The 13,609-nt window shown below is 70.5% G+C and carries 13 protein-coding genes; 9 read left to right on the plus strand and 4 right to left on the minus strand.

What is annotated here, in order from left to right; all coding sequences use genetic code 11:
- The first annotated feature begins 172 nt into the window (after positions 1–172).
- Both ACLZN2_RS32125 and ACLZN2_RS32130 read left to right on the plus strand, forming a co-directional pair.
- Complete coding sequence (locus tag ACLZN2_RS32125) at positions 173–1,729, plus strand: RDD family protein (protein WP_416982907.1); 1,557 nt, start codon at positions 173–175, stop codon at positions 1,727–1,729.
- 107 nt (positions 1,730–1,836) lie between these two features.
- Positions 1,837–2,526 carry an RDD family protein gene (locus ACLZN2_RS32130; protein WP_416982908.1) on the plus strand — a complete coding sequence of 230 codons (690 nt, stop codon included), beginning with the start codon at positions 1,837–1,839 and terminating at the stop codon, positions 2,524–2,526.
- A gap of 88 nt (positions 2,527–2,614) precedes the next feature.
- On the opposite strand, the gene ACLZN2_RS32135 is transcribed toward ACLZN2_RS32130, so the two are convergent.
- A complete protein-coding gene (locus ACLZN2_RS32135; RefSeq protein ID WP_416982909.1) occupies positions 2,615–2,905 on the minus strand; it encodes a hypothetical protein in 291 nt (96 codons plus the stop codon).
- A 409-nt stretch (positions 2,906–3,314) separates the two neighbouring features.
- Here ACLZN2_RS32135 and ACLZN2_RS32140 point away from each other — a divergent pair, with 409 nt between their 5' ends.
- The gene (locus ACLZN2_RS32140; RefSeq protein WP_416982910.1) at positions 3,315–5,666 is read left to right on the plus strand and encodes an immune inhibitor A domain-containing protein; all 2,352 of its coding nucleotides are present in this window, start codon (positions 3,315–3,317) and stop codon (positions 5,664–5,666) included.
- A gap of 133 nt (positions 5,667–5,799) precedes the next feature.
- On the plus strand, positions 5,800–6,132 hold the full coding sequence (locus ACLZN2_RS32145) for a hypothetical protein (RefSeq protein ID WP_416982911.1): 333 nt from the start codon (positions 5,800–5,802) through the stop codon (positions 6,130–6,132).
- Between the two features lie 7 nt (positions 6,133–6,139).
- Here the strand turns inward: ACLZN2_RS32145 and ACLZN2_RS32150 are convergent, their stop codons facing one another.
- Positions 6,140–6,727 carry an isochorismatase family protein gene (locus ACLZN2_RS32150; protein WP_416982912.1) on the minus strand — a complete coding sequence of 196 codons (588 nt, stop codon included), beginning with the start codon at positions 6,725–6,727 and terminating at the stop codon, positions 6,140–6,142.
- A gap of 311 nt (positions 6,728–7,038) precedes the next feature.
- Entirely contained in the window at positions 7,039–8,376 is a 1,338-nt protein-coding gene (locus ACLZN2_RS32155) for a nicotinate phosphoribosyltransferase (protein ID WP_416982913.1), read from the minus strand.
- A 58-nt stretch (positions 8,377–8,434) separates the two neighbouring features.
- On the opposite strand from ACLZN2_RS32155, the gene clpS reads away from it, so the two are divergent.
- The 4 genes from clpS to ACLZN2_RS32175 all read left to right on the plus strand — a co-directional run bounded on the left by clpS (position 8,435) and on the right by ACLZN2_RS32175 (position 11,706).
- Positions 8,435–8,752, plus strand: coding sequence for an ATP-dependent Clp protease adapter ClpS (gene clpS, locus ACLZN2_RS32160; RefSeq protein ID WP_399104939.1), 318 nt, complete (start codon positions 8,435–8,437; stop codon positions 8,750–8,752).
- 11 nt (positions 8,753–8,763) lie between these two features.
- Positions 8,764–9,372, plus strand: coding sequence for a DUF2017 domain-containing protein (locus ACLZN2_RS32165; RefSeq protein WP_416982914.1), 609 nt, complete (start codon positions 8,764–8,766; stop codon positions 9,370–9,372).
- A gap of 343 nt (positions 9,373–9,715) precedes the next feature.
- Positions 9,716–11,146: an amino acid permease gene (locus ACLZN2_RS32170; RefSeq protein WP_416982915.1), complete on the plus strand. Its 1,431-nt coding sequence runs from the start codon at positions 9,716–9,718 to the stop codon at positions 11,144–11,146.
- A gap of 137 nt (positions 11,147–11,283) precedes the next feature.
- Positions 11,284–11,706: a Mov34/MPN/PAD-1 family protein gene (locus ACLZN2_RS32175; protein WP_416982916.1), complete on the plus strand. Its 423-nt coding sequence runs from the start codon at positions 11,284–11,286 to the stop codon at positions 11,704–11,706.
- Between the two features lie 12 nt (positions 11,707–11,718).
- Here ACLZN2_RS32175 and ACLZN2_RS32180 read toward each other — a convergent pair whose 3' ends face one another.
- A complete protein-coding gene (locus ACLZN2_RS32180; RefSeq protein WP_416982917.1) occupies positions 11,719–12,372 on the minus strand; it encodes a hypothetical protein in 654 nt (217 codons plus the stop codon).
- Positions 12,373–12,564: 192 nt separating this feature from the next.
- Between ACLZN2_RS32180 and ACLZN2_RS32185 the strand changes: the two genes are divergently transcribed.
- Positions 12,565–13,587 (plus strand): LacI family DNA-binding transcriptional regulator, encoded by a 1,023-nt coding sequence (locus ACLZN2_RS32185; protein ID WP_416982918.1) that lies wholly within the window; start codon positions 12,565–12,567, stop codon positions 13,585–13,587.
- Positions 13,588–13,609 lie beyond the last annotated feature (22 nt).

Genomic DNA, 13,609 nt, shown 5'->3' on the forward strand with positions numbered 1-13,609 from the left:
GGAGTGTCCGGGGGTGTCGGGGAGCCGTGGCGGACGGTTCCGAACGTGTGAAGCGTGTGCACGGGGTTGCCCGGAAAGGGGCGGGTACGGCGGGACTGGCGGTGGGGGTTGCGTCCGTCTGGTAGATGTGGATGCCCCCAACCCACCTCCGAGCAGATACGGGACGACGGACATGAGCGCCCCAACCCCGGCCCCCGGCGACGACAGGCCCCGCGAGGGGTATTACCCGGACCCGTCCATCCCCGGATACGTCCGGTACTGGAACGGCTCCGCCTGGGTACCGGGCACCAGCCGCCCGGCCCCGTCGGACGGTACGCCGCTCACGCCCCCGGCGTCGCCCGTGGAGGAGACCGGCCCGCACTTCTTCGACGAGGACCCGAACCCGGCCGACCAGGTCGGCGGCGGTCGTCCCGAGCCCGCCTCGGCGTGGGGCGCCGACCGCTCCCACCAGTCCGGCTTCGGCGGCGACCAGGACCGCAGGGTGTCCTGGGGCGCACCGGCACAGGGACCGGACCCGAGGGCGCAGGGGCAGGGGCAGGGGCAGGGTGTGGTGCCGGGGCAGCCCGACGGATGGTCGGCGAGTACGGACGGTACGGCGTCGATCCCGCCGGCGGAGCCGGAGGCCGGGGCGGGGGCCGGTGACGTGGTGTCGGGTGGCACGTTCGTCTTCCGCCGTCCCACGGCGAGGGACGCGGCCGGAGGCGCCGACGCGGCGGGAGCCGCCGCTGCCGCCCTCGCCAAGCCCGGCTTCGGAGCGGGCAAGGCCGCCGCCGAGCGGGCGGCCGCCCAGGCGGCTCAGACGGCCCAGGCGGGCCAGGCGGCCCAGGCACAGGGCACCCCCGGCCTCCAGGGCACCCCCGGCCTCCAGGGCACCCCCGGCCTCCAGGGCCCGGCCGGGCAGCTGCCCGCCCAGCAGGGTCCCTCTCAGCAGCCCCCCGCCCCGCAGGGTCCCGGTGCCTTTCCGCCTGCCGCCGGGCAGGTGGGCGGGCTCACCACGGCGCCGCAGCCCGCGCCGGGCGTCCCACAGCAGTCGGTCCCCGCCCAGGCCGCCCCCCAGGCACCGGCCGCCGCCCAGGCACCCGCCGCCACCCCGATGGCCGCCTCCGCCCCGATGGCCGCCGGCCCCGGCGGGGGACAGTCCTCCTGGGCGCAGCAGGTGCACCGGCTGGCGGGGGCCGACGAGCAGCCCGGGCCCTGGAAGCCGCCCGTCGAGGACATCTTCCAGGCGGCCGCCCGCCGGCAGGCGGCGGCCCGGCCCGCGGGACTGGGGAAGCGGTTCGCGGCACGCCTGGTCGACACGCTCGTCCTCGCCGCCGTCACCTCGGCCGCCGCCGTACCGCTCGGGGTGAAGGCCCTCGACCACGTCAACGACAAGATCGACGAGGCCAAGCTCACCGGACGGACCGTCACGGTGTGGCTGCTGGACGGCACCACGTCCGTCTACCTCGGTGTCGTCCTCGCCGTCCTGCTCGTCTTCGGGATCGTGTACGAGGCTCTGCCGACCGCCAAATGGGGGCGCACGCTGGGCAAGAAACTGCTCGGTCTGCAGGTCCGGGACATCGAGGGCCACGAGCCCCCGGCCTTCGGCGCGGCCGTGCTCCGCTGGCTCGTCTACAGCGTGCCCGGACTGTTGGTGATCGGTGTCGTGGGTGTCGTATGGGGAGTGTTCGACCGGCCGTGGCGCCAGTGCTGGCACGACAAGGCCGCACACACGTTCGTCGCAGGGTGACACCCGTGCTCCTACACCCGTACGGACTCTGACACCCGTACGGACTCCGGCACCCGTACGGACGCTCGCCGGATGCGGTGGTCCGGGCCGCGGGTTCCACTCGGGCCATGACCACCGAACCGCCCCCCGGCTCCGGCGGCCCGCCGGAGGACGACCCGCTTCGGAAACACCCCCCACGGGAGCCGCCGGAGGAGCCGCCACAGGAACCCTCACGGGAGCCGCCGCGGGGCTCGCCGTACGACACGCCGTACGACGGGGAACCGCCCCCGCCGTACTCGGGCGGCGGCGGTCCCTACGGCGGCCAGGGCGGTGACGCGTACGGCGGTTACCCGGCCGATCCGCTCGCCGGGATGCCCCCGCTCGCCGACAGCGGCAAACGCACCCTCGCCCGGATCATCGACATGGTGCTGGTCTACATCGTGGTGGCGCTGCTGGTGTGGGTCTTCCGTGTCGACCAGTACACGGTCGACGCCGACAAGATCGAGTTCGGCAAGACGCTCGGGCGCGAGATCATCACGGCCGTCTGCTACGTCGCGTACGACACGATCCTGATCGCCCGGAACGGCCAGACCCTCGGCAAGAAGTGGTTCGGCATGCGGGTCGCCGTCCTGGACGACGGCTCCACGCCCTCGTGGCAGACCTCGCTGGTGCGCGCCCTGGTGCTGTGGATCCCGTTCGCGTTCTGCTGCGCCTGTGTGTGGACCGCGATCGCGGGCGGCTGGAGCTACTTCGACAAGCCGTACAAGCAGGGTCTGCACGACAAGGCGGCCAAGACGGTGGTGGTCAGCCTCAGTTGACGTGCCGCAGCACGAAGGAGGGCCCGAGTCACAGGGCTCGGGCCCTTTCCTTCACGCTGTTCCACGCGGTTCGCGGTTCGCTGTTCGGTCAGGGTGCCGTCGGTTCCCGGACGGGCTCGGGCGCGGCGGCCACGGAGGCGGGTACGGGCACCGGCTCGGGCACCGCCTGCTGCTCTGGCCGCTGTTGCGGCACGGGGTCGGGTGACGACCGCGTCACCGGCACCGTCAGGGCGACGAGCACGCCGAGCGCGAGCGCGGCGACGGCGACGACGGCGATCCCGGGTCCCGAACTCGTCTGTGACAGCAGCAGCATGGCGAGCGTCGAGAAGATGACGGTGCAGGAACCGTACGTGAGCTGTGCGACAGTCGGACGAGGCATGGCAATCGTGTCCTCGGAAGCGGGGGCGATCTCGACTCTATTGGCCTGCATGCCCGAGGGGAACCAACGGTAAGCGTGACCTAACCCACGGTGCCGGTGCACAGGGGGCGCACGGAGTCATGGCGTCCAGCAAGTGGACGGTCTCGCGCGCCCGTTCGAAGCGGCGGGCGGTGGCCGGAGCGCCGTCGGGAGCGTTCGTCACGTTACGGTCATGTGTCCGCAATGCGAACACCGGCTCTCAATAATGCACTTGATCTGTCCAAGTCAAGGTCTGTTTTTTCTCGTAAACCAGTAGTCAAATGGCGTCACTTGACTACACGCGTATAACCGCGCGCGGACTCTCCTTGACAACACTCCTGACAAGGACCCCCCTTCCGCGCGGACGGTCGCGTTAGGGGAGGACATCAAGTTGACCAGTAGATCCTGGACGTTCAGAACGGCCGCGACGGTCGTCGCCCTCGCGGCGGCCACGACGACGTTCACGACGTTCGCCGTGGCGCAGGCCGCCGAGGGAAGTGCGGCCGGCGCGGCGGCGGTGGACCGGCAGGACCCGCAGCCGGCCAAGGCCAAGGAGCACGACTTCGACGGCCCGCTCAGCAAGACGCAGGAGGCCCAGCGCGAGGAGGCCCTCAAGCAGGTCATATCCGGCGAGGCCACCGTCAAGGACCGCGACGGCTCCAAGGTGGTCAAGCTCGACAGCCGCAAGGGCGACAGCAAGTACGTCGAACTCGGCCGCGAGAAGACCGACAAGATCTTCACGATCCTGGTCGAGTTCGGCGACCAGATCGACTCCCGCTACGGCGGCACGGTCGGCCCGCTGCACAACGAGATAGCCGCGCCGGACCGCGCGACGAACAACTCCACGGCCTGGCAGGCGGACTACGACCAGGCGCACTTCGAGGAGCTGTACTTCGGCACCGGCAAGAACACCGAGTCGCTGAAGAAGTACTACGAGAAGCAGTCCTCGGGCCGCTACTCGGTCGAGGGCGAGGTCACCGACTGGGTCAAGGTCCCCTACAACGAGGCCCGCTACGGCTCCAACGACGCCCCGACCGGCGCCTGGTACGCGGTCCAGGACGGTGTCAACGCCTGGGTCGCCGAGCGTGAGGCCGCCGGTGACACGGCCGCCGAGATCCAGGCGGAGCTGGCCGAGTTCGACCAGTGGGACCGCTACGACTTCGACGGCGACGGCGACTTCAACGAGTCCGACGGCTACATCGACCACTTCCAGATCGTGCACGCCGGCGAGGACGAGTCCGCGGGCGGCGGCGCCCAGGGCGCGGACGCCATCTGGGCGCACCGCTGGTACGCCTTCGCCACCGACGCCGGCGCGACCGGCCCGGACACCAACAAGCTCGGCGGCACCCAGATCGGCGACACCGGCATCTGGGTCGGCGACTACACCATCCAGCCGGAGAACGGCGGCCTGGGCGTCTTCGCCCACGAGTACGGCCACGACCTCGGCCTGCCGGACGAGTACGACACCTCCGGCGGCGGCGAGAACTCCACCGGCTTCTGGACCCTGATGTCCTCCGGTTCCTGGCTCGGCACCGGCAAGGACTCCATCGGCGACCTGCCCGGCGACATGAACGCCTGGGACAAGCTCCAGCTCGGCTGGCTGGACTACGACGTCGCCTTCGCCGGCAAGAAGTCCACCCACAAGCTGGGCGTCGCGGAGTACAACACCAAGAACGCCCAGGCGCTCGTGGTGCAGTTGCCCGAGAAGACGGTCACCACCGAGGTCGTCACCCCGGCGCAGGGCTCCACCCAGTGGTGGAGCGGCAGCGGCGACGACCTGCGCAACACGCTGACCCGCACGGTCGACCTGACCGGCAAGACCTCCGCGTCCCTGACGCTGGACGGCTGGTGGGACATCGAGCAGGACTACGACTACCTGTACACCGAGGTCTCCACCGACGGCGGCGCCAACTACACCCCGATCGACGGCACGCTGGCCGACGGCACCGCCATCCCGCGTGACGGCAGCGGCAAGCCCGCCCTCACCGGCACGGTGGACGCCTACCAGAAGCTGACGTTCCCGCTGGACGCCTACGCCGGCCAGCAGATCAGCCTGCGCTTCCGCTACGCCACCGACGGCGGCGTGGCCCAGAAGGGCTTCGCGGCCGACGAGATCACGGTGACCGCCGACGGCGCGACCCTGTTCTCCGACAACGCGGAGGCGGCGGACGCCGCTTGGACCGCGAACGGCTTCTCCCGTATCGGCGCGGCCATCACGGACGACTACGCGCAGTACTACATCGCCGAGAACCGCCAGTACGTGTCGTACGACAAGACCCTCAAGGTCGGCCCGTACAACTTCGGCTTCTCGACGACCCGTCCGGACTGGGTGGAGCACTACGCCTACCAGAACGGTCTGCTGATCTGGAAGTGGGACACCTCCCAGGCGGACGACAACACCAGCGCCCACCCGGGTGAGGGCCAGATCCTCCCGATCGACGCGCACCCGACCCCGCTGAAGTGGGCCGACGGCACGCTGATGCGCAACCGCATCCAGTCCTACGACTCCACCTTCAGCTGGTACCGGACGGACGCGATCACGCTGCACAAGGCGGACGTCGCGACCAAGATCAAGTCGCTTCCGGGCGTCCCGGTCTTCGACGACGGCAAGTCGGCGTACTACGACGCCACGAACCCGCTCGCGGGCGTCAAGGTCACTGACACCAACACCTCGATCAAGATCGTCAGTGAGCCCCTGAGCGGCTCGACGATCACGGTGAAGGTCGGCCCCTCGGCTAAGTGATCTAAAAACCCGCAGGTCAAAAGCGTATCGGCGGCAACCCCTTGGCGGGTTGCCGCCGGTCGTGTTTAGGTGCCTCCTGTGACTCCGTTATTGACGCCGACCTCGATACCGACTCGCACGGGGGTGTGACCGCATGGCCGCAGGAGGCTTCTGCAAGCTGCCGAACGGCAGGGTCGTGGTGGCCCTGAACCTGCCCAGCCCGACCGCCGCGGACCCGGACGCCGCCGTCCGTTTCCTCGTCCACGCCCAGAACCGGGCCCGGGCCCTGACCAGGCTCCGCAACCTCGGCCTGCGCGCCGTCTACCTCCGCGGCAACGCGGCACCGCCGACCCCGGACGAGATCACGGCCGTACTCCACCACCCGGACGGCCTGATCTGGCGCACGACCCCCGACAACGCTGTCCCGGCCACGGTCCCGGAACCCTGGAGACCGATCAGAGCCCTGCTCCGGGGAGCGGCGGCCTAGGACCTGCCTAGGCCACGACGGGCTTCCCCGTCAGCTCCACCCCGGCCGTCCGCAGCTCCTCGAGCGCGCGGTCGGTGGTGTCCTGGGCCACTCCGGCGGTCAGGTCGAGCAGGACGGTCGTACGGAACCCCTCGCGGGCCGCGTCCAGCGCGGTGGCCCGTACGCAGTGGTCCGTGGCGATGCCGACGACGTCGACCTCGTCGATCTGCCGGGCCCGCAGCCAGTCGCCCAGCTTGACGCCGTTCTCGTCGGCGCCCTCGAAGCCGCTGTACGCGGCCGCGTAGGCGCCCTTGTCGAAGACGGCGTCGATGCCGCCGGAGGCGACCGCCGGGGCGAAGTTCGGGTGGAAGCCGACGCCCTCGGTGCCGGCGACGCAGTGCGCGGGCCAGGAGTGGACGTAGTCGGGGTTGTCGGCGAAGTGGCCGCCGGGCGCGATGTGATGGTCACGGGTGGCCACGACGTGCCGGTACCCGGCGGGGGCCTGCCCGATCAGCTCGGTGATCGCGGCGGCGACATCGGCCCCCCCGGCCACCGCGAGACTGCCCCCCTCGCAGAAGTCGTTCTGCACATCTACGACGATCAAGGCGCGGCGCATGGTCGGTGTCCTTCGACTGAGTGAGTCGACTATGGGGTGAAGTAAGCAAGCCTAGAGATTTTCCGCCCCCGGCAACAGTGCCCCGCCCGGGCCCAGCGGCCCGGGAGCGCAGGGGGGCGGGGCCCCGTGGGGGTGCGGGGGACGCAGTCCCCGCCGGGGTCCGGGGCGGAGCCCCGGGGCTGGGGCACCTTTCACCCAACCGAGTCGGGCGGGTGGGTGGGCAAGCCCGGGGTCCGGGGCGGAGCCCCGGGGCCGGTGCACCTTTCACCCGAGCGAGTCGGGCGGGTGGGTGGGCCGGGCGCGGCGCCGGGCTATCGCTCCTGCAGATACTCGGTCGCCAGCACCGGCTCCCCCCGCGAGAGCTGCGTCGCGGACAGGGGCAGGCCGGCGAGGGCCGCCGTATGACGGTCGCGTACGGCGTCCAGCGGCTCGCGCCCGACCACGGCGCCGCCCTTGACCAGCTCCACCAACAGCTGCCGGTCGGCCAGCTCGCCGGGCACCGGCCCGGTGCCGATCACCTCGGCCTCGGCGACCCCGTCTTCGTCCAGCCGCCGCGCCGCCCACTTGCGGCCGCCGATGGAGGTCTTGCCGCCGGTCGACCGCTTGGCGACCGGTATCAGCGGCGCCTTCGGATCGGCGGACTCGGCACGCGCGACCAGCTTGTACACCATCGAGCAGGTCGGATGCCCGGACCCGGTCACCAGCTGCGTACCGACGCCGTACGCGTCCACGGGCGCCGCCGCCAGCGAGGCGATGGCGTACTCGTCGAGGTCGGAGGTGACGATGATCCGCGTGTTCGCGGCGCCCAGGGCGTCCAGCTGGTGGCGCACCCGGTGGGCGACGAGGAGCAGGTCGCCGGAGTCGATGCGGACCGCGCCCAGCTCGGGCCCGGCCACCTCCACCGCCGTACGGACGGCCTCGGCGACATCGAAGGTGTCCACGAGCAGGGTGGTGCCCCCGCCGAGGGAGTCCACCTGGGCCCGGAAGGCGTCCCGCTCGCTGTCGTGCAGGAGAGTGAAGGCGTGGGCGCTGGTGCCCACGGTCGGGATGCCGTAGCGGAAACCGGCGGCCAGGTCGGAGGTGGACGCGAAGCCCCCGACGTACGCGGCGCGGCTCGCGGCGACCGCGGCGAGCTCGTGGGTGCGGCGGGCGCCCATCTCGATCAGCGGCCGGTCCCCGGCGGCCGAGGACATCCGGGATGCGGCGGCCGCGATCGCGGAGTCGTGGTTGAGGATGGACAGGATCACGGTCTCCAGCAGCACGCACTCGGCGAAGGAGCCCTCGACCCGCATGATCGGCGAGCCCGGGAAGTAGACCTCGCCCTCCGGATAGCCCCAGACGTCACCCGAGAAGCGGTAGGCGGCCAGCCAGTCCAGCGTCTCGTCGTCGACGATGCCCCGCTGGCGCAGGAACCGCAGGACGCCGTTGTCGAAGCGGAAGTTCTCGACGGCGTCCAGGACCCGCCCGGTGCCCGCGACGACGCCGTAGCGCCGCCCCTCCGGCAGCCGCCGGGTGAAGACCTCGAACACGCTGCGCCGCTCGGCCGTGCCGGCCTTCAGGGCGGCCTGCAGCATGGTCAGCTCGTACTGGTCCGTGAAGAGCGCCGTAGAGGGAACGTCCACCGGCAGCCCAAGGTCCGCTGTGTTCATGGCGACAGATGCTACACCCCTTTGCGTCAGTGTGACGATTTGTGGGGCCCGTGGCAGCATGGGCCATGTGACGTCACCCGCTCCCCTTGAGATCGAACGCACCGAATCGGCGGAGGAGGTTTTCGCCGTCCCCGAGCCGGACGTCCCCTGGGTCACGATCGTCCACAACGACCCGGTCAACCTCATGAGCTATGTGACGTACGTCTTCCAGACGTACTTCGGCTACTCCAAGGACAAGGCCACCAAGCTCATGCTCGACGTCCACCACAAGGGCCGGGCGGTCGTCTCCAGCGGCTCTCGCGAGGAGATGGAACGCGACGTGCAGGCCATGCACGGCTACGGACTGTGGGCCACCCTCCAGCAGGACCGGAAGTAGCCTCCTCACTGATGCCTGGACACTTCGAACCGCTCCCCGGCGGCGGCGCGGCCGTCGCGCTCGACGACGTCGAGATCTCGATCATCCGCTCGCTGGCCGTGCAGCTCCTGGAGCTGATCGGCCCCGGCCCCGCCGAGGACGCCCCCGACGACCCGCTCGCCGAGCTCTTCGCCGAGGGCCCGAGCGAACCCCCCGCCGACCCGGTGCTCCGCCGGCTGTTCCCGGACGCCTACACCGACCCGGAGGGCACCCCGGAGCCGCGACAGGCGGACGAGCAGAAGGAGCACTCCGCCGAGTTCCGCCGCTACACCGAGAACGACCTCAGGGCCGGCAAGCGCGCGAACGCCCTCGCGGTGGTCCGCACCCTGGACGAGCTGGCCTCCGAGGCGGCCGGCGAGGGTGGCGCGGTGCTCGAACTGGTGCCGGAGGAGTCCCGGCAGTGGCTCGGCGCGCTCAACGACCTGCGGCTGGCGATCGGGGCGCGTCTGGAGATCTCCGACGAGGACGACACCGACGTCCTCTACCGGCTGCCGGACGAGGACCCGCGCAAGCCGATGGTGATGGCGTACCTGTGGCTGGGCGGGCTCCAGGAGACCCTCGTGACCACCCTTATGCCCTGACATGTGACGATTCTGTGTTCGCTCAGAGGACACTCAAATCCGGATAACGATCGCGTCACCGCGACGGCCGGGAGTGCCCTCTTTGTGTCCGATTCATCCTCTTCTCCCTGTGTCGTGCCCCACATCAGCCCCGGGCGATCAATATTTCAGGCGTGATAAATCTTCACGACCGCCCGGCGAACACCACCCGAATGTTCGGCCGGGTGCGCCACCGAGCCGACCATCGTCGGCCAGGCACAGCGGACCCGGGAAGGTCCGCTCGCTCCATCATCCGGGGGGATCGAAAGCCGATCCGAGGCCGACGAGAGGCCCGGGTCGGCGTGGAGAAAGGCGCACCACACACATGACCTCCGCTCAGGTCGACAAAGGCACGGAGCAGACCTCGGAAGAGGGCTACGAACGCGGGCTCGGCAGCCGCCAGGTCCAGATGATCGCGATCGGCGGCGCCATCGGCGTCGGCCTCTTCCTGGGCGCCGGCGCGAACATCGCCAAGGCCGGTCCCAGCCTCATCCTCATGTACGCCCTCGCGGGCGCGATCGTCTTCTTCATCATGCGGGCGCTCGGCGAGCTGCTGCTGTACCGCCCGGTCTCGGGCTCCTTCGCGGAGTACTCCCGCGAGTTCCTCGGCCCGTTCTTCGGCTACTTCACCGGCTGGACGTACTGGCTGATGTGGGTCGTCACCGGCATGGCCGAACTGACGGCCGCCGCGATCTATGTCAACTACTGGTTCCCGGCCGTCCCGCAATGGGTGACCGCCCTGGTCTTCCTGGTGATCCTCTTCGGGGTCAACCTGATCTCCGTGAAGCTCTTCGGCGAGCTGGAGTTCTGGTTCTCGATGGTCAAGGTCACCGCCCTGATCGGCATGATCGTCATCGGCCTCGGCGTGCTCACCTTCGGCTTCAGCAGCGCCGGCGACACCGCGTCCGTCGCGAACCTCTACCAGTTCGACGGCTTCTTCCCCAAGGGCATCGGCTCCTCCCTGATGACCCTTCAGGGCGTGATGTTCGCCTACCTCGCGGTCGAGCTGGTCGGTGTCACCGCGGGCGAGTCCGAGAACCCGGAGAAGACGCTCCCGAAGGCCATCAACACCCTCCCCTGGCGCATCGCCCTGTTCTACGTCGGCGCGCTCACCGTCATCCTGTGCGTCGTGAAGTGGACCGAGTTCGCCCCGGGCGTCTCGCCGTTCGTCGAGGCCTTCGCGAAGATCGGCATCCCGGCCGGCGCCGGCATCGTCAACTTCGTCGTCCTCACCGCGGCCCTGTCCTCCTGCAACTCGGGCATGTACTCCACCGGCCGCATGCTGCGCAACCTCGCCGACAGCGGCGAGGCCCCGGCCGCCTTCAAGAAGCTGTCCGCCACCAAGACCCCGGCCTTCGGCATCACGGTCTCGGTCCTCTTCATGGGCATCGGCGTGGTCCTGAACTACGTCGTCCCCGAGAAGGCCTTCGCCTACGTCACCTCCGTCGCCACCGCCGCCGGCATCTGGACCTGGCTGATGATCCTGGTCAGCCACGTCCTCTACCGCCGCGCGGTCGACGCGGGCCGGCTGCCCGCCTCCGCCTTCCCGGCCCCCGGCGGCGCGGTGTTCAGCTGGGTGGCCATCGCCTTCCTGCTGTTCGTCACCTGCCTGATCGCCTACGACGCCGACTCCCGTATCTGTCTGTACGTGATGGCCGGCTGGGCCGCCGCGCTCGGCATCGGCTGGACGGTCCTCAAGGGCCGCAACCCGGAGGTCACGAACCGCCGCGAGCCGGAGCTGGAAAAGATCGGCTGACCTCGGTCACGGACGTCCGGCCGCAGGGAGCACTCGTGGCGCCCCGCTGCGGCCACCGCCGCTCAGGACGTCCGCCATGTGGGCCGTTCCGTACCGCACCTCGGTACGGAACCGCCCCTCTGCTTATCCTGGCCACCATGCTGACCATCACCCAGGCCCTCGTCGACCAGATCGTCGCCCACGCGCGCAAGGACCACCCCGACGAGGCGTGCGGCGTCGTCGCGGGCCCGGCCGGCTCCGACCGCCCCGAGCGCTTCGTCCCCATGCTGAACGCGGCCATGTCGCCCACGTTCTACGAGTTCGACTCCGGGGACCTGTTCAAGCTCTACCGCGAGATGGACGACCGCGACGAGGAGCCGGTGGTCATCTACCACTCCCACACCGCCACCGAGGCCCACCCCTCCCGCACGGACATCTCCTACGCCAACGAGCCGGGCGCCCACTACGTCCTCGTCTCCACCCGCGACACCGACGGCCTCGGCGACTTCCAGTTCCGGTCCTTCCGGATCGTCGAGGGCGAGGTCGCGGAGGAGGAGGTCCGGATCGTCGAGGCCTACTGATCCCGGCCGGGCTCAGGGCGCCTCGACGCTGAAGTCCTGGTTGCTGACGTTGGCGGCGCCGGGGCTGTCGATGTTGTTGTTCGTGGTGATGTTGTTGTACATCGGGATCACGCCGTTGAGGTTGACCGGGAGGATGGAGCCACCGCCCCCGTTGCCCCCGTTGCCTCCGTTGCAGTCGGGGCCGGGGATGGTGGTGGGGTCACTCGCCGAGTCGCGGAGGACGCCGTCATCATCGATCACGGTGGCGGTGTTGGTGACCGCGCAAGGAGCGTTTTGGGCCACGTCGACGGTCACCACCATCGTGTAGCCCTCGCCGGGATCCAGCGTGGAGGTGTCGCAGTCGAGCTGGGTCCTCGAGGGATTTACGTTGCAGCTGAAGGAGAAGTCGCCGGTGGAGAAGGCGCTGTGCCCCCTCCAGGTGAGTCCTGGCGGGAAGATGTCGGTCATATGCGTCACGCCGGCGGTCGGTTGATCACCGGAGTTGGTGACGGCGATCTGGTAGAACCCCTGCCCGCCCCGGGTGAAGGCCCCCGCATGGGTCTTCGTGATGTCCAGCTGGGCCTGCGCGTAGGCAGGGGTGGCCCCTACGGCGAACGGCAGTGCGATGCCGAGCCCCAGGACGGTTCCGAGGGCGGAGATACGCCGCTTCAACGTGTGGACGGTCATGGTGGGTTTCTCCTGTCGGGTGAAGGTCCGTCGTGACGGACGCCTGCACACAGGAACAACCGGGGGACGACCGGATCACGGGCGCGTTCGCCACACCACCCGTTCGCCACCCGCACCTCACACGTATGCCGCAGTCCCCGGCTACCGTTGCCGTAAGCGCTTCCATGACAACTCACGCCAACGGAGACGGTGTTGACCCAACGCACGAACGCAAGGCGCCCCACGCTCGAAGATGTCGCCCGGCAGGCGGGGGTGTCGCGGTCCACCGTGTCGCGGGTCGTCAACGGCGAGGCACGGGTGAGCGCGGAGGTCGTCGAGGAGGTCCGCCGGGTGATCGCCGAGCTGGGATACGTGCCCAACCAGGCCGCCCGCCAACTCGTCACCCACCGCACCAACGCCGTCGCGGTCGTCGCCACCCCGCCCGAGGGCCGCCTCTTCCTCGACCCCTTCTTCGACCTCCTCCTACGCGGCGTCCGCCGTGAACTCGCCGACCACGGCGCCCAGGCCGTCCTCCTCTTCCTGGAGGAACCGGACGACCACGCGCGCGTGGCCGACTATCTCGGCGGCGGCCATGTCGACGGCGCGGTGCTGTTCTCGCTGCGCCCCGGAGACCTGCTCCACACGATGATCGACCGCCTCGACATCCCCGCCGTCTTCGGCGGCCGCCCGCTGCTGCGCGAGGGCGTCACCGTCCCCGGGCACGCGTACGTCGACGGCGACAACCGCGGGGGAGCCCGCCAGGCCGTCCGCCACCTCGTCGGCCTCGGCCGCCGCCGTATCGCCACCGTCGCCGGCCCCTACGACCAGGAGAACTCCGCCGCCGACCGGCTCGCCGGGTACCGGGACGTGCTGCCCGACGCCCCGCCGGACCTCGTCCAGAAGGCCGACTACAGCAGGCAGGGCGGGGCCGAGGCGATGGCCGCCCTGCTGGACCGCCGCCCCGACCTGGACGCCGTGTTCGCCGCCTCCGACTTCATGGCCTCGGGGGCCCTGCAGACGCTGCGCGAGCGCGGCCGGCGGGTGCCCGAGGACGTGGCCGTGGTCGGCTTCGACGACCTGACGTCCATCGCCGAGACCACCGACCCGCCGCTGACCACCGTCCACCAGGACGTGCCGGAGATGGGCCGCCTCATGGCCCGGCTGCTGTTCGAGCACACCGGCCCGGAGGCGTCCGTGGTGGTGCCGACCCGTCTGGTCCGCCGCCGCTCCGCCTGACCGGAGCCCCGAAGACCCGACC

Source organism: Streptomyces sp. T028, from assembly GCF_048159505.1.
Classification (GTDB): Bacteria; Actinomycetota; Actinomycetes; order Streptomycetales; family Streptomycetaceae; genus Streptomyces.